This is a genomic window from Streptomyces sp. NPDC058678 (assembly GCF_042714835.1).
GTDB lineage: Bacteria > Actinomycetota > Actinomycetes > Streptomycetales > Streptomycetaceae > Streptomyces.
In genome coordinates, this window is record NZ_JBHXSG010000029.1 from 31,584 (window position 1) to 45,786 (window position 14,203).

Annotated in this window: 15 protein-coding genes; 5 read left to right on the forward strand and 10 right to left on the reverse strand. The window is 71.4% G+C overall.

What is annotated here, in order from left to right; translation table 11 throughout:
• Nucleotides 1-78 precede the first annotated feature (78 nt).
• Together ACFWWR_RS25075 and ACFWWR_RS25080 are read right to left on the reverse strand one after the other, a co-directional pair.
• A complete protein-coding gene (locus ACFWWR_RS25075; protein ID WP_383858671.1) occupies nucleotides 79-1,299 on the reverse strand; it encodes an acetyl-CoA C-acetyltransferase in 1,221 nt (406 codons plus the stop codon).
• A 105-nt stretch (nucleotides 1,300-1,404) separates the two neighbouring features.
• Complete coding sequence (locus ACFWWR_RS25080; protein ID WP_383858668.1) at nucleotides 1,405-2,427, reverse strand: SGNH/GDSL hydrolase family protein; 1,023 nt, start codon at nucleotides 2,425-2,427, stop codon at nucleotides 1,405-1,407.
• 160 nt (nucleotides 2,428-2,587) lie between these two features.
• On the opposite strand from ACFWWR_RS25080, the gene ACFWWR_RS25085 reads away from it, so the two are divergent.
• The gene (locus tag ACFWWR_RS25085; protein WP_383858665.1) at nucleotides 2,588-3,976 is read left to right on the forward strand and encodes a cystathionine beta-synthase; all 1,389 of its coding nucleotides are present in this window, start codon (nucleotides 2,588-2,590) and stop codon (nucleotides 3,974-3,976) included.
• A gap of 370 nt (nucleotides 3,977-4,346) precedes the next feature.
• Here ACFWWR_RS25085 and ACFWWR_RS25090 read toward each other — a convergent pair whose 3' ends face one another.
• Complete coding sequence (locus ACFWWR_RS25090; protein WP_383858662.1) at nucleotides 4,347-5,177, reverse strand: helix-turn-helix transcriptional regulator; 831 nt, start codon at nucleotides 5,175-5,177, stop codon at nucleotides 4,347-4,349.
• Between the two features lie 146 nt (nucleotides 5,178-5,323).
• On the opposite strand from ACFWWR_RS25090, the gene ACFWWR_RS25095 reads away from it, so the two are divergent.
• Nucleotides 5,324-6,085: an SDR family oxidoreductase gene (locus ACFWWR_RS25095; RefSeq protein ID WP_383858659.1), complete on the forward strand. Its 762-nt coding sequence runs from the start codon at nucleotides 5,324-5,326 to the stop codon at nucleotides 6,083-6,085.
• 15 nt (nucleotides 6,086-6,100) lie between these two features.
• Here the strand turns inward: ACFWWR_RS25095 and ACFWWR_RS25100 are convergent, their stop codons facing one another.
• The 5 genes from ACFWWR_RS25100 to ACFWWR_RS25120 all read right to left on the reverse strand — a co-directional run bounded on the left by ACFWWR_RS25100 (nucleotide 6,101) and on the right by ACFWWR_RS25120 (nucleotide 9,913).
• Nucleotides 6,101-6,529: a hypothetical protein gene (locus tag ACFWWR_RS25100; RefSeq protein WP_383859115.1), complete on the reverse strand. Its 429-nt coding sequence runs from the start codon at nucleotides 6,527-6,529 to the stop codon at nucleotides 6,101-6,103.
• 77 nt (nucleotides 6,530-6,606) lie between these two features.
• Nucleotides 6,607-7,545 carry an ABC transporter substrate-binding protein gene (locus tag ACFWWR_RS25105; RefSeq protein ID WP_383858656.1) on the reverse strand — a complete coding sequence of 313 codons (939 nt, stop codon included), beginning with the start codon at nucleotides 7,543-7,545 and terminating at the stop codon, nucleotides 6,607-6,609.
• Nucleotides 7,546-7,555: 10 nt separating this feature from the next.
• Complete coding sequence (locus tag ACFWWR_RS25110; protein ID WP_383858653.1) at nucleotides 7,556-8,227, reverse strand: ABC transporter permease; 672 nt, start codon at nucleotides 8,225-8,227, stop codon at nucleotides 7,556-7,558.
• Between the two features lies 1 nt (nucleotide 8,228).
• The gene (locus tag ACFWWR_RS25115) at nucleotides 8,229-8,870 is read right to left on the reverse strand and encodes an ABC transporter permease (RefSeq protein ID WP_384305406.1); all 642 of its coding nucleotides are present in this window, start codon (nucleotides 8,868-8,870) and stop codon (nucleotides 8,229-8,231) included.
• Nucleotides 8,867-9,913: an ABC transporter ATP-binding protein gene (locus ACFWWR_RS25120; protein WP_383858647.1), complete on the reverse strand. Its 1,047-nt coding sequence runs from the start codon at nucleotides 9,911-9,913 to the stop codon at nucleotides 8,867-8,869. Before ACFWWR_RS25120 ends, ACFWWR_RS25115 begins: the two co-directional genes overlap by 4 nt.
• A 141-nt stretch (nucleotides 9,914-10,054) precedes the next feature.
• On the opposite strand from ACFWWR_RS25120, the gene ACFWWR_RS25125 reads away from it, so the two are divergent.
• The 3 genes from ACFWWR_RS25125 to ACFWWR_RS25135 all read left to right on the forward strand — a co-directional run bounded on the left by ACFWWR_RS25125 (nucleotide 10,055) and on the right by ACFWWR_RS25135 (nucleotide 13,213).
• Nucleotides 10,055-11,563 (forward strand): aromatic amino acid ammonia-lyase, encoded by a 1,509-nt coding sequence (locus tag ACFWWR_RS25125; protein ID WP_383858644.1) that lies wholly within the window; start codon nucleotides 10,055-10,057, stop codon nucleotides 11,561-11,563.
• Complete coding sequence (locus ACFWWR_RS25130; RefSeq protein WP_384305409.1) at nucleotides 11,560-12,525, forward strand: MurR/RpiR family transcriptional regulator; 966 nt, start codon at nucleotides 11,560-11,562, stop codon at nucleotides 12,523-12,525. Before ACFWWR_RS25125 ends, ACFWWR_RS25130 begins: the two co-directional genes overlap by 4 nt.
• 133 nt (nucleotides 12,526-12,658) lie before the next feature.
• Nucleotides 12,659-13,213, forward strand: coding sequence for a hypothetical protein (locus ACFWWR_RS25135; protein WP_384305456.1), 555 nt, complete (start codon nucleotides 12,659-12,661; stop codon nucleotides 13,211-13,213).
• Here the strand turns inward: ACFWWR_RS25135 and ACFWWR_RS25140 are convergent, their stop codons facing one another.
• Nucleotides 13,214-13,588, reverse strand: a complete 375-nt coding sequence (locus tag ACFWWR_RS25140; protein WP_217242361.1) for a hypothetical protein — start codon at nucleotides 13,586-13,588, stop codon at nucleotides 13,214-13,216.
• Nucleotides 13,589-13,608: 20 nt separating this feature from the next.
• Nucleotides 13,609-14,166, reverse strand: coding sequence for a roadblock/LC7 domain-containing protein (locus ACFWWR_RS25145; protein ID WP_384305412.1), 558 nt, complete (start codon nucleotides 14,164-14,166; stop codon nucleotides 13,609-13,611).
• Between the last annotated feature and the right edge of the window lie 37 nt (nucleotides 14,167-14,203).

Here is a 14,203-nt window from a genome sequence, read left to right on the forward strand (position 1 = left end):
TCGGCCCAGAACCCTGGTGGTTCAAGGGTTCTGGGCCCAAAGGTGACGCTGGGTTCCCGTGCGGCTACGGGAGGTTGGTCAGCTCAGGCGCTCGATGACCATCGCCATGCCCTGGCCGCCGCCGACGCACATCGTCTCCAGGCCGAACTGCTTGTCGTGGAACTGGAGGGAGTTGATGAGCGTGCCGGTGATGCGGGCACCGGTCATGCCGAAGGGGTGGCCGACCGCGATGGCGCCGCCGTTGACGTTCAGCTTCTCGGGGTCGATGCCGAGGTCGCGGTAGGAGGGGATCACCTGCGCGGCGAACGCCTCGTTGATCTCGACCAGGTCGATGTCGCCGATGCCGAGACCGGCGCGGCGCAGCGCCTGCTGGGACGCCTCGACCGGGCCGAGGCCCATGATCTCGGGGGAGAGGCCGGAGACGCCGGTCGACACGATGCGGGCGAGCGGGGTCAGGCCGAGCTCGCGGGCCTTGGTGTCGCTCATGATGACGAGCGCGGCGGCGCCGTCGTTGAGCGGGCAGCAGTTGGCGGCGGTGACCATGCCGTCGGGACGGAAGACCGGCTTGAGGCCCTGGACGCCCTCCAGGGTGACGCCGGCGCGCGGGCCGTCGTCCTTGGAGACGACCGAGCCGTCCGGGAGGGTCACCGGGGTGATCTCGCGCTCCCAGAAGCCGTTCTTGATGGCTTCCTCGGCGAGGTTCTGGGAGCGGACGCCGAACTCGTCCATGTCCTGGCGGGTGACGCCCTTCCAGCGGGCCAGGTTCTCGGCGGTCTGCCCCATCGCGATGTAGGCGTCCGGGACGAGACCGTCCTCACGCGGGTCGTGCCAGGTGGTGCCCTCCTGCTGCGCGACGGCCTCGGTGCGGGCCTCGGCCTCGGCGAAGAAGGGGTTGTGCGTGTCCGGAAGGCTGTCGGAGTTGCCCTTCACGAAGCGGGAGACCATCTCGACACCGGCCGAGATGAACACGTCGCCCTCGCCGGCCTTGATGGCGTGCAGGGCCATGCGGCTCGTCTGCAGCGAGGAGGAGCAGTAGCGGGTGACCGTGCAGCCGGGGAGGTGGTCCATCCCCATCTGTACGGCGACGATACGGCCCAGGTTGTTGCCCTGCTCGCCGCCTGGCAGGCCGCAGCCGAGCATCAGGTCGTCGATGTCCCTCGGGTCCAGCTCGGGGACCTTGGCCAGGGCGGCCTGGATGATCGTGGCGGTCAGGTCGTCGGGGCGCAGGTCCTTCAGGGAGCCCTTGAAAGCGCGGCCGATGGGGGAGCGGGCGGTCGAGACGATCACGGCTTCGGGCATGACGGCTCCATTGACGTACAGGGGATTGTGCAGGGCTGTGTGGGAAGTTACCCGTACGTATGGTCAGGGTCACGCTTGGAGCAGTGTGACCCTGACCGCAATTTACTAAGCGCTTGCTTGGGTCTCCGGTTCGGCTGCTGCGACCCGCCGCCTACGGCGCCGCTTGAGCAGTGCCCACGGCCCCTTCGGCCCCGTCGGCATCGCGGCCGCGACCTCCGTGCCCGGCTCCGACGCCGCCTCGGCGGCGGCCTGCGCGACCGGCAGGAAGCCCTCGCGGCGGGAGGCGTCCGGACGCTCCTCCTCGGCCGGCCACAGGCCCAGCGTGGCGCACACCGTCGGCAGGACGGCCATCGCCGCGGTGGCGTAGCCCTCGGCCGACGGGTGGTAGTTGTCCGGGCCGAACAGCTCCCGCGGATTCGCCGCGAACTCGGGGCCCAGCAGGTCGCCGAGCGACACCGTACGGCCGCCCTGCTCGACCGCGCCGATCGTCTGCGCGGCCGCCAGCTGCCGGGAGGCCCGGCGGGCCAGCCAGCGCAGCGGCTGCTGGACGGGCTCGATCGTGCCCAGGTCGGGACAGGTGCCGACCACCACCTCCGCGCCGGCCGTGCGCAGCCGTCGTACCGCCGACGACAGATGACGTACCGAACGGGTCGGTGGCATCCGCGTGGTCACGTCGTTCGCGCCGATCATGATCACGCAGACGTCCGGGATCCGGGCCGGGTCCGCCAGGGTCAGCGCCACCTGGCGGTCCAGGTCGTCGGAGGTCGCCCCCGGCAGGGCGACGTTACGGAGTACCACCGGGCGTTCGGCCACCGCCGCGAGCCCCGACGCCAGCAGCGCGCCCGGCGTCTGGCCGCTGCGGCGGACGCCCTGGCCGGCGGCCGTGGAGTCGCCCAGCATCACCAGGCGCAGGGGTGGTTCACCGGCGGTCGTGTAGGAACTGCCGTACCTGCCCGCGGCCTGCGGGACGTGCGGCGCCGTCCCGTTGCCCACCTGGCGCTTGGCCAGGTGCACCTCCGCCAGCACCAGGCCCATGGCCGCCGCGCCGACCAGACCGATCCCACCGCCGCCGTACGCGGCGCCGGCCGCGATCCGCCTGGCCACCCTCGCCCTCGACATGCTCGTCATGCGTCGCCGCCACCTCCTCGTGTCCGTACATCCACTCCTTGCCCCGTACGGACGGTCGCCCAATCTCAACGGGGAGTGAACGACCGTCACAGACCTCTGGGAGGCCATAGGCTGGCGGAACCAATCACGACCACTTTTTTGCAAGCATCCGGAGACAACGGTGCAATTCCACGACTCGATGATCAGCCTCGTCGGCAACACCCCGCTGCTGAGGCTAAACAGCGTGACCAAGGGCATTCGGGCGACCGTCCTGGCCAAGGTGGAGTACTTCAACCCCGGCGGTTCCGTGAAGGATCGCATCGCCCTGCGCATGATCGAGGCGGCGGAGGAGAGCGGCGCGCTCGAGCCCGGGGGCACGATCGTCGAGCCGACCAGTGGCAACACCGGTGTCGGACTGGCCATCGTGGCCCAGCAGAAGGGGTACAAGTGCATCTTCGTGTGCCCCGACAAGGTGAGCACCGACAAGATCAACGTGCTGCGGGCGTACGGCGCCGAGGTCGTCGTCTGCCCGACCGCCGTGGACCCGGAGCACCCCGACTCGTACTACAACGTCTCCGACCGGCTGGTCCGTGAGACGCCGGGCGCGTGGAAGCCCGACCAGTACTCCAACCCGAACAACCCGCTCTCCCACTACCACTCGACCGGCCCCGAGCTGTGGGAGCAGACGGAGGGGAAGATCACCCACTTCGTGGCGGGTGTGGGCACGGGCGGCACCATCTCCGGCACCGGCCGCTACCTCAAGGACGCCAGCGACGGCAAGGTGAAGGTCGTCGGCGCCGACCCCGAGGGCTCCGTCTACTCCGGCGGCTCGGGACGGCCGTACCTCGTCGAGGGTGTCGGTGAGGACTTCTGGCCCACCGCCTACGACCGGACCGTCGCCGACGAGATCGTGGCGGTGTCGGACAAGGACTCCTTCCAGATGACCCGCCGGCTGGCCAAGGAGGAGGGCCTGCTGGTGGGAGGCTCCTGCGGCATGGCCGTCGTCGCCGCGCTGAAGGTCGCCGAGCGGCTCGGCCCCGACGACGTCGTGGTCGTCCTTCTCCCCGACAGCGGGCGCGGCTATCTCAGCAAGATCTTCAACGACGAGTGGATGGCCGACTACGGCTTCCTGGAGGACGAGGGCCCCAGCGCCCGGGTCGCGGACGTCCTCAACGACAAGGAACACGGCGCCATCCCGTCCCTCGTCCACATGCACCCGGACGAGACCGTCGGCCAGGCCATCGAGGTGCTGCGCGAGTACGGCGTCTCGCAGATGCCGATCGTCAAGCCCGGCGCCGGTCACCCGGACGTGATGGCCGCCGAGGTCGTCGGCTCCGTCGTCGAACGCGAGCTGCTCGACGCCCTGTTCACTCAGCGTGCCTCGCTCGAGGACCCGCTGGAGAAGCACATGTCCGCCCCGCTGCCCCAGGTCGGCTCCGGCGAACCGGTCGGCGACCTGATGTCCGTACTGGGCGCGGCCGACGCGGCGATCGTCCTCGTCGAGGGCAAGCCGACCGGTGTCATCAGCCGGCAGGACCTGCTGGCCTTCCTGGCCAAGGGCGGGAAGTAGCACAAACGTCCGGTGAACTGCGGGTGTCCAGGGCGAACTTGCTGTGGGACACGCGAAGCATGGACTTCGCAGAAGTGGTACGAGGGCGTCACGTCCACGCAGCACCCGCTTAACACGGGTCCGGCACATTAGTGGTTGTCGGCAGGGCGGGAGCGGCTCCCCGCCCCGGCCGGCACCGAAACGGCGTCACGGACCTCCGGAGCGGCTCCCGGACCTCCACAGACGCCTAGGACGCGGAGTCTGGCCCTGACCCGGCCCGCGTCCCTCGCGGGGACCGCCGTCGTCCCGCCCCCCGGCAACGGGGGTGCGGCGGTCCCCGCGCATAGCCTTTTCAGCAGGTCGCCGCTGCGGGTCTGCTCTGCGGGTTTACTCAGCGGGCCTGACTGGTCGACCAGCTTCCCAGCAGCGCCAGCCTCTCCTCCGTCTCCGAACCGGATTCCGGCGTGTAGACCACGATCGTCTGCTCCGGGTCCGCCGGGACCGTGAGCGTCTCGTACGGGAGGGTGAGCAGGCCGGCCACCGGGTGGCGGACGCGCTTCACACCGAACCGGCACTCCCTGACCTCGTGATCCGCCCACAGCCGGCGGAAGTCCTCGCTCTTGAGGGAGAGTTCACCGATGAGCGCGGCCATCCCCAGGTCGTCGGGGTGGTGGCCCGCGTTCAGATGCAGCTGGGCGACGTTCACCGCGGCCACCGCGGCCCAGTCCGGGAACAGGTCGCGGGCGGCGGGGTCGAGGAAGACCTGACGGGCGACGTTGCGCTCACCGGGCGCCATGAGGCTGAAGCCGCTCAGGGCATCGGCGAGGGCGTTCCAGGCCAGGACGTCCAGGCGGCGGCCGAGCACGAACGCAGGGACGCGCTCCATGCCGTCCAGGATCAGCTGGACGCCGGGGCGGACGCGCGGCGCGGCAGGGCGGTGGCCTTTCGGCCGGGTCGGCCGGGCCACCGTACGCAGGTAGGCGTGCTCCGTCTCGTCCAGGCGCAGGACACGCGCGACCGCGTCCAGGACGGCGTCCGACACGGACGGCCCACGCCCCTGTTCCAGCCGGATGTAGTAGTCGACGCTCACCCCGGCCAGTTGCGCCACCTCCTCGCGGCGCAGCCCGGGGACCCGGCGCCGCCCGTAGGAGGGCAGCCCCACTTCCTCGGGCTGGATACGGGCCCGACGTGAGCGCAGGAAGTCTCCGAGTTCGCCGTCCATGGTGCGAGCCTAGGCGAGGGGCGGACCGGGAGCCTGGTACTGGCAGACCCAGGAAAAGCTCATCCCTGGGTGGCCCGGGCGGCGCGGACGAGGGTGAGTGGTGTCGCCGGACGGACCGGCGACGACCGAACACCCGGGAGTCCTTCATGTCGTACGAGAACCTGGCCGGACGTACCGCCGTCGTCACCGGAGCCGCCAGCGGGATCGGCGAGGCCGTCGCCGTGCTGCTGGCCGGGCAGGGGGCGCGGGTCGCGCTGCTCGCCCGGCGCGCGGAGCGGCTGGAGGCGATCGCGGAGAAGATCCGGGCCGACGGGGGACAGGCGCTGGCCGTGGTCACGGACGTCACCGACGACACGTCGGTGGAGGCGGCCGCGGCCCGGATCCACGAGGCGTACGGGCCCGTCGACCTGGTCGTCAACTCGGCCGGCGTCATGCTGCCCAACCCGATCGAGGCGGGCCGCATCGACGAGTGGCAGCGGATGCTCGACACGAACGTCACCGGCGTACTCAGGGTCGTCCGCGCCTTCACCGGCGACCTGGTGGCGACGGCAGCGGAGGGACGTACCGCGGACCTGGTGAACATCTCGTCCGTCGGCGCGCACCTCACGTTCCCCCACTACGCGGTGTACTGCGCCACCAAGGCCGCGCTGACCCACCTCTCCCAATCGCTGCGCACCGAGTTCGGGCCGCGTGACGTCCGGGTCACCAACGTCGAGCCGGGGCTGACGGACACCGAGCTGAAGTCCCACATCGACAACGCGGAGCTGTCCGGGCAGCTGGACGGGATGTTCGACGCGCTGGGCGGGCTGGCGTCCGAGGAGGTCGCCGACGTGGTGGCCTACGCGGCGAGCCGGCCGCGGCGGGTCAACCTGCGGCAGATCATGGTGCTGCCCACCCGGCAGGCCTGAGCCTGTGCCGCTCGGTCAGTCCTCCCAGTCGCTGTCCTGGGACGATCCGCGCCTGCGGGGGCGGAACAGGCCCGGGTTGGAGCGGGCGGCCTGGACGGCGTTCACCCCGACGATGCCGATCCAGGCGACGATCAGACCCGGGAGGTGGGCGACGCCGCCGCCGATCGCGGACAGCGGGATCGCCATCACCAGCGAGACGAGGCCGAAGCCGAAGCGCTCGCCCCAGGAGTCGGTCGGCTTCGGCGACCGTGAACCCCGGGCCACCACCATCTGCTGCTCGGCCATCTGCCGGCGCAACCGGCGCTCCACGGCGCCGTCGATCCGCTGGTCGACCTTCTCCAGGAACGAGTCGACCAGCGCGGACTCGTACTCGGCGCCCAGTTCCCTGCGTGCCTGCAGGGTGGCATCGAGTTCCTTCTTGAGTTCCGTGTCCTGTGCGTCCATTCCGGTCATGCGATCCACGTTAAGGAGCCGGAACGGCTGCCGCACTGGGGTTAGCCCCCCTGTTCGGCGGGGGGTGGTCAGGCCCGCCGCGTCAGCCGGTGCCGCTCGGCGTACGCGTTCGCCACGTCCTCGGGGTCCTTCTTGTCCTTGTCCACCTGACGGTTGAGTTCGGTGAGGTCTGCCGTGGTCAGGACGTTGCCGAGCTCGGCGAGGGCCTTGCGGACCGTGGAGTCGGCCTTGCGGTCGGCGATGAGGGGGACGACGTGCTGGCCGGGGATGAGGTTCTTCGGGTCGGTCAGGACCACCCAGTCGTTGGCCACGATGTCGGTGTCCGTGGTGAAGAGGTTCGCCACGTCCACGTCGCCCTTCTCCAGGGCTCCCTTGACCAGCGGGCCGGAGGAGTCGAGCGACTTGAACTCCTTGAACTCCACCCCGTAGACGTCCTTCAGGCCGACCACGCCCACCTGGCGGGTCTTCACCTCGGGCGCGGCGCCGATGACCAGCTTGCCGTTCTCCTTCCTGAGGTCGGCGAGGGAGGTCAGGCCGTACTTCTTCGCGGTCGCCCGGGTGACGGCGAAGGCGTCCGAGTCCTCGGCCATGCCGTACGGCAGCACCTGGAGGCCGGCGGGCAGGGCGACGGCGAGGGCGTTCTGCATCTCGCCCTCCTCGGTCGCGGTCGCCTTCGGGGCGAGGTAGTGGAGGAGGGCGCCCTGGTACTCGGGGAGGAGGTCGATGTCGCCGCCCTTGAGGGCGGGGATGAGGATCTCGCGGGTGCCGAGGTTGGGGCGGACGGTGGTCTTCACACCGGCCGCTTCGAGGACGGCCGCGTAGAGATACCCGAGCACCTGGTTCTCGGTGAAGTTGGCGGTGCCGATGGTGACGCCGCCCTTGCTGGAGCCGCCGCCACCGGAGGTGGAGCCCTGGCTGTCGAGGGACGTGATGCCGCTCGCGCAGGAGGAGAGGGCGGGGACGGAGGCGGCCGCGAAGAGGCCGCCGAGGAGCGTACGACGATTCATTCGGGGTTCCCTAGGCGGTGCGGTGGGTGCGGTGGCGGAAGAGGAAGCGCTGGAGGCCGGCCAGGCCCAGGTCGAGGACGACGGCGACCGCGGCGACCAGCACCGCGCCGCCGAGCACCTGGACGAGGTCGCGCTGGGCGAGGCCGTCGAAGACGTAGCGGCCCAGGCCGCCGAAGGAGACGTAGGCGGCGATCGTGGCCGTGGCCACCACCTGGATGAGTGCCAGGCGCAGGCCCGTCATGATCAGGGGCAGGGCGAGCGGGAACTCCACCTGGAGGAGGACCTGGTGGCCGCGCATGCCCTGGCCGCGCGCCGCGTCCTTCACGTCCGGGTCGACGGCGGTCATCCCGGCGTAGGTGTTGGTGACGATCGCCGGGACCGCGAGGGCGACCAGGGCGACGTACACCGGGGTCATGGACAGGCCGCCGGCCAGGAAGACCAGGACGACGAGGCCGACGGTCGGCAGGGCACGGCCGAAGGACGCGAGGTTGATTGCGAGGAACGCGCCCCTGCCGGTGTGGCCGATCAGCAGCCCGAGGGGGAGGCCGATGACGGTCGCGATGAGGGTGGCCAGGAGCGAGTACTGGAGGTGCTCGGCCAGGCGGTGCGCGATGCCGTCCGAGCCGGACCACTGGGTGCCGCTGGTCAGCCAGCTGCCGAGGTTCGCGAAGAGTTCGTACATCTCAGGCTCGCCGCCTCTTCCACGGGGTGAGGGCGTACTGGAGGGCGACCAGCAGCGCGTCCGCGACGACGGCGAGGAGGAGGGTGAGGACCACTCCCACGATCACCGGGGTCGGGTAGTCGCGCTGGAAGCCGTCGGTGAAGAGCTGGCCGAGGCCGCCGTCGCCGATGTAGGTGGCGACGGAGACCAGGGAGATCGACATGACCGTCGCGATCCGGACGCCCGCCATGATCACGGGGAGCGCGAGCGGAAACTCGACGGTGAGGAGCGTGCGCAGGGGGCGCGTGCCCATCGCCTTCGCGGCCTCCTTGGTCCTGGTGGGGACCGAGTCGAGGCCCTCGACCGTGTTCCGGAGGAGGACGACCAGGGTGTAGACCGTCAGGCCGATGACGGTCGTGGTGCGGGTGAGGCCGCTGACCGGCAGCAGGAGCACGAAGATCGCGATCGAGGGGATCGTGAACAGGACGTTCGACGCGCCGAGCAGGAAGCCGCGCAGCAGGCGGACCCGGTGGGCGATCACCGCGAGCGGGAGCGAGATCAGCAGGCCGAAGAAGACCGCGCTCAGGGCCGCCTGGAGGTGGGAGATCGTGAGGGTGGTGAGGTCGTCGGAGTGGCCGGAGATCCACGACCAGTCGATGGTCATGCGGCCACGCCCGTCTCGGCGCGGGCATCGGTGTGGGCCTGGCCGGCGTGGGTGTGGACGTCGTCGCGGGACGAGACGCCGGTGAGGACGCCGTGTGCGTCGACCCGGGCGATCAGGCCGGTGGGGGAGGCGACCGACTCGTTGAGTGCCGCGAGGAGCGAGTCGTCGTCCTTGAGCGGCCGTACGGGGATCTCGGCGTCCTTCGACGCCCAGTGCAGCGGCTTGCTCGCCTCGTCGAGGACGAGGGCCCAGGTGCCGCCCTCGGGGGCCGGGCCCTGCGGGACGTCGGAGAGGGTCTTCAGCGAGAGCAGCTTCAGGCCGCGTTCGGCGCCGAGGAAGTCGGCGACGAAGTCGTCGGCCGGGCGGGCCAGCAGCTCGGTGGGCGTGGCGCACTGCACCAGGTGCCCGCCGGTGCGGAAGATCGCGATCTGGTCGCCGAGCCTGACCGCCTCGTCGATGTCGTGCGTGACGAAGACGATGGTCTTGCTCAGCTCCTTCTGGAGTCTGACGAGTTCGTCCTGGAGCTGGGTGCGCACCACCGGGTCGACCGCGCCGAACGGCTCGTCCATGAGGAGTACCGGCGGGTCGGCGGCGAGCGCGCGGGCCACGCCGACGCGCTGCTGCTGGCCGCCGGAGAGCTGGTGCGGGTAGCGGCGGCCGGACTCGGCGGTGAGGCCGACGGTTTCGAGGAGTTCGGCCGCGCGGGCCCGTGCCCTGCGGCGGCCGTGGCCGAGCAGGAGCGGCACGGTCGCGATGTTGTCGAGCACCGTGCGGTGCGGGAAGAGGCCCGACTGCTGGATGACGTACCCGATGGAGCGGCGCAGTTCGGCCGCGTCCTGCCGGGTGACGTCCTTGCCGCCGACGCGGATGGTGCCGGAGGTCGGCTCGACCATCCGGTTGATCATCCGCAGGGTGGTCGTCTTGCCGCAACCGGAGGATCCGACGAGGACGGTCACGCCGCCTTCCGGCATGTCGAGGGTGAGGTCGTGGACTGCTGTCGTGCCGTTGGGGAAGCGCTTGTGGACCGCGTCGAACTGGATCATGAGTTGTCCCTTGCCCGGCTGTATAACGTCATGCAGAGTTCTCGGTAGGTGAATAGGTTGTCAACGGCCCGGTGTTAATCCGAGGTAACGGATGACCGAGAAGCAAGATCAGGTGTCCGTATCGAGGAGGTTTTGGGCTTTATGTCGTCTCGGATCGTGGACACGCCGTGGACCGCGGGCTCGGGCCTTGTCGTCCTCGACGGGGTCGCTCTCGGCGTCGCGGACGTCGTGCGGCTCGCCGACGGGGCCGCACGGCCGGTCCCGGGGAGCGAAGGAGTGCGGCGCGTCGAGGATTCCTGGGACGCCGCCCGCCGGATCGCCGCCACCGGACGCGTCTACGGCCGCTCCACCGGCGTCGGCGCCAACCGGAACGAGGACGTGCCCACCGACGCGGCCGCCGAGCACGGTCTGCGACTGCTGCGCAGCCACGCCGGCGCCATCGGCGAGGAACTCCCGGCCCGGCAGGTGCGCGCGATGCTCGCCGTCCGCACCAACCAACTGCTGGCCGGCGGAGCGGGCCTCAGGCCCACCGTCGTCACGGCCCTGTGCGAGGCGCTGGAGAACGGGGCGTACCCGGTCGTCAACGAGTTCGGCTCGGTCGGCACCGGCGACATCGCCGCCCTCGCCCAGGCCGGCCTCGCCCTGGCCGGCGAACACCCCTGGCGGGGCACGGGCGCCCCCGAGGCACAGCCCCTCGACAACAACGACGCCCTGGCCTTCATCAGCAGCAACGCCCTCACCCTCGGCCAGTCCGCCCTCGCCCTGCACGAACTGCGCGGACTGCTGGAGGCCACCCAGGTCGTCGGCGCCCTCTCCCTGCTGGCCGTGGACGGCTCGCACGAGGCGTACGCCGCCCCCGTGCACGCCGCCCGCCCGCACCGCGGCTCCAGCGAGGTCGCCCGCCGGATGCGCGAGTTGATCGGTGCCGCGGACCGCCCGACGCCGCCGCTCGGCCGCATCCAGGACCCGTACGGCTTCCGCTGCCTGCCCCAGATCCACGGCCCGGCCCACGACGCGGCCGACGCCCTGGAACAGGTCCTCGCGATAGAGATCAACGCGGCCGCCGAGAACCCCCTGATCTGCCCCGAGGACCTCGCCGCCTACCACCACGGCGGCTTCTACCAGGCCCAACTCGCCCTTGCCCTGGACCACTTCAGGCTGGCGATGACACAGGTGGCGCGGCTTTCCACGTCCCGCCTGTCGTCCCTGAACGAACCCGGGTTCACCCGGCTGCGCCCCTTCCTCGCCGACCAGGAGGCCGCCTCCTCCGGCGTGATGATCCTCGAGTACGCCGCCGGAGCCGCCCTCGGCGACCTGCGGGCCTTCTCCGCGCCCGCCTCCCTGGGCCACGCTGTACTCTCCCGAGGCGTCGAGGAACAGGCCAGCTTCGCCTCGCTCGCCGCACGTCAGACACTGCGCGCGTGCGGCGCGTACCGTCTCGTCGTCGGCTGCGAACTCGTCGCCGCCGTACGGGCGCTGCGCCAGCGCGACCTCAGGCCCGACCCGGACCTTCCGGTGGGCCGCGCGCAGGAGCTCGCCGAATCGGTGCTCGACGAGGACCCGGCCGATCGGCCGCTCACGCACGACGTGACGACCGCGGCCGCACTGCTCGACCGGTTCACGGACATCTGGAGGGGGAGCGAGGCATGAACGCGGACACGGAGACGGGTGCGGTGAACGCGAACGTGGGTGCGGGAGGCACGGAGACGGGCGCGGTGGGCGCGGAGACGGGTGCGGGTGTGCGGGACGCGGGTGTGCCGGACGCGGGTGCGGCCGTGCCGGACAGTCCCGCCGCGCGGCTGCAGGCGTTGTTCGAGGGGCACCGGCTGACGCCGACCCAGCGGCGCATCGCGCACAGCATGGTGCGGCGGGCCGCCGACGTGCCGTTCCTGTCCAGCGTGGAGCTGGCCGAGCTGGCCGGGGTCAGCCAGCCCTCCGTCACCCGCTTCGCCGTCGCCCTCGGCTTCGACGGCTACCCCGCCCTGCGCAAGCACCTGCGCGAGGTCGCGCCCACCGAACAGACGGCCGCCTCGGCCTCGTACAACGAGTACCAGCAGGCCGTCGAGGCCGAGATCGAGAACCTGCGGCACCTCGCGGAGGTGCTGGCCGACCCGCGGCCCGTGCAGAAGGCGGGACGGCTGCTCGCGGCCTCGCGCCCGCTTCCCGTTCTCGGGCTGCGGGCGGCGGCCTCGCAGGCGTACGGCTTCTCGTACTTCGCCGCCAAGGTCCATCCGGACGTACGGCTGCTCAACGAGGGCGGCACGATGATCCACGACCGGATCGACGCCGCCGTACGCGCGGGCGCCTCGGCCCTGCTGTGCTTCGCGCTGCCCCGTCATCCGCGCGAGGTCGTCGACACCCTGGCGTACGCCAAGGAGGCGGGTCTGACGGTCGTCAGCGTCGCCGACTCGGCCTTCGCGCCGGTCGCCAAGGTCTCCGACCTGCTGCTGCCGGCCGCCGTCGGCACCGGGCTGGCCTTCGACACGGCCTGCGCGCCGATGCTGCTGGGCCGCGTCCTGCTGGAGGCGATGTGCGACGACCTGCCGGACGCACAGGCGCGGTTGGAGGAGTTCGACGCGCGGGCGGCGGCACGAGGACTGTTCGTCGAATAGGTGCGGGTCGCTCTCAGACTCGTCTCACGTTCGCTCGCTAATCTGTGCGACCAGAAATCGTGCTGAGGCGACGAGGAGGCGGATCGTGTCACGCGGAGTTCGCGAGGGTCGTGGAGGTCAGGGGCTGGCTCGGGTGGCCGTCGTGGTACGGGCGGGAGCCGCGCCGATGTGGTGGCTCGGGGTGTTCGCGGCGGGTATCGGCGCACTGGTGCCGGGCATCACGGGCCGGCGGATCGGGGTGATGGCCGGGGCCGTCCTGTTCATCGTGGCCGCGGCCGTCGTGGCGTACCGCGGCCGCAAGCGGTATGCCGGGCTGGCGCGCTCGGCCGTCCGTGCCGGGAAGCACGACGTGCTCCAGGACCGTGCGGTGAGCGCGCGCACCTGGCGCCGGGGTCACCGCTGGTGGCTGCTGCTCGCCTTCCTCGCCGCGCTGGGCAGCGGGTTCGCCGCGCCCGCCGCGGGCGGCATGCTGCTCGCCGGATGCGGTACGGGGCTGCGGCTGAAGGCCGCCTGGCTGGGGCGGCTCGAGCGAGCCGAGGACGCGCTGTTGTGGGTGCGTGTCGACTGGCTCACGGCGAACGGTGGCCGTCCGGCCGGCAAGACGGTCAAGGCCTATCGCAGTACGGGCATCGCGGCGGGCGACGCGGCCCCGGGTGGAGCACGCCGCCGCACCGCGGCCCTGGTCTAGTCAGACCTCCAGGTCCTCTTCGATCCTCTTCAGCTGGTGGCGGGCCATCGCCAGGTTGGCCCGCTTGGCGTCCAGGACCAGGTAGAGGAAAAGCCCGTTGCCACCGCGGCCGCTGATCAGCCGGATCAGGTGGTACTGGTCGGAGAGGGTGATCAGGATGTCCTCGATCTGGGCCTTGAGCCCGAGGTGTTCCATGGTGCGCATCTTGGAGCGGACGACGTCGGTGTTGCCTGCCGCGGCGACGTTCAGGTCGAAGCCCTTGCTGCCGCCCAGCGTGCCCAGCGCCATGCCGCTGGTGTAGTCGACGAGCGCGACGCCGGTGGCGCCCTCTATGGAGGCGAGCGCTTCTTTGAGTGTGGTTTCGGTGTTGGCCATGACTGTTCCCTCGGTTCCTTTCAACTTTCGGTGGTCGTACGGGGGTTGGTGGTCGTTGTGGCCCGTGGTGTGCGCGGAGTTCTGGTCCGGGCGGCGGTCGCGGCCTTCGCAGGGGGCTTGGCGGTGGGCTTGGCGGGGGTGGCCGCGCCGGGCGGGGCAGCCGGATCGGGCCGGGCAGCCGCATCGGCAGGGGGCGCCGAGGGTGCCGTCGCGGTGTCGAGGAGCTCGCCGACACGGGCGCCCGCCCGCCGGCCCTCCAGGTGCAGACGGCCGACGTTGACACGGTCCTGGGCGAGCAGCGTCAGGACGGCACCGTGGCCCGCCGCGTACGTGGCCACATAGCCGTAGACCCCGCGCACGAGCACCTCGCGGAAGTCCCCCTGACCGGTCACGTCGGCCAGTTGCGCGGCGAGGCCGCGGGCGGTCGTGACGAGAGCGGCCACGTTCGCCGGGTCCACGCCGGGGGTGTCCTGGGCGAGGACGAGACCGTCGGCGCCGGTCGCGAGGGCGCCGGTGAGCTGGGGGACGCGGGCTCTGAGCCGGCGCAGCTCCTCCAGGATGTCGGCCTCCGCTGCCATCAGGTCGCTCCTCTCGGCGCGGGTCCGCTGCTGCTGC

Bases quoted from the DNA above. Each gene is read 5' to 3' on its own strand.
- ACFWWR_RS25075 (WP_383858671.1), bottom strand. From the start codon at position 1,299: ATGCCCGAAGCCGTGATCGTCTCGACCGCCCGCTCCCCCATCGGCCGC.
- ACFWWR_RS25080 (WP_383858668.1), bottom strand. From the start codon at position 2,427: ATGACGAGCATGTCGAGGGCGAGGGTGGCCAGGCGGATCGCGGCCGGC.
- ACFWWR_RS25090 (WP_383858662.1), bottom strand. From the start codon at position 5,177: ATGGACGGCGAACTCGGAGACTTCCTGCGCTCACGTCGGGCCCGTATC.
- ACFWWR_RS25095 (WP_383858659.1), top strand. From the start codon at position 5,324: ATGTCGTACGAGAACCTGGCCGGACGTACCGCCGTCGTCACCGGAGCC.
- ACFWWR_RS25100 (WP_383859115.1), bottom strand. From the start codon at position 6,529: ATGGACGCACAGGACACGGAACTCAAGAAGGAACTCGATGCCACCCTG.
- ACFWWR_RS25105 (WP_383858656.1), bottom strand. From the start codon at position 7,545: ATGAATCGTCGTACGCTCCTCGGCGGCCTCTTCGCGGCCGCCTCCGTC.
- ACFWWR_RS25110 (WP_383858653.1), bottom strand. From the start codon at position 8,227: ATGTACGAACTCTTCGCGAACCTCGGCAGCTGGCTGACCAGCGGCACC.
- ACFWWR_RS25115 (WP_384305406.1), bottom strand. From the start codon at position 8,870: ATGACCATCGACTGGTCGTGGATCTCCGGCCACTCCGACGACCTCACC.
- ACFWWR_RS25120 (WP_383858647.1), bottom strand. From the start codon at position 9,913: ATGATCCAGTTCGACGCGGTCCACAAGCGCTTCCCCAACGGCACGACA.
- ACFWWR_RS25125 (WP_383858644.1), top strand. From the start codon at position 10,055: ATGTCGTCTCGGATCGTGGACACGCCGTGGACCGCGGGCTCGGGCCTT.
- ACFWWR_RS25130 (WP_384305409.1), top strand. From the start codon at position 11,560: ATGAACGCGGACACGGAGACGGGTGCGGTGAACGCGAACGTGGGTGCG.
- ACFWWR_RS25140 (WP_217242361.1), bottom strand. From the start codon at position 13,588: ATGGCCAACACCGAAACCACACTCAAAGAAGCGCTCGCCTCCATAGAG.
- ACFWWR_RS25145 (WP_384305412.1), bottom strand. From the start codon at position 14,166: ATGGCAGCGGAGGCCGACATCCTGGAGGAGCTGCGCCGGCTCAGAGCC.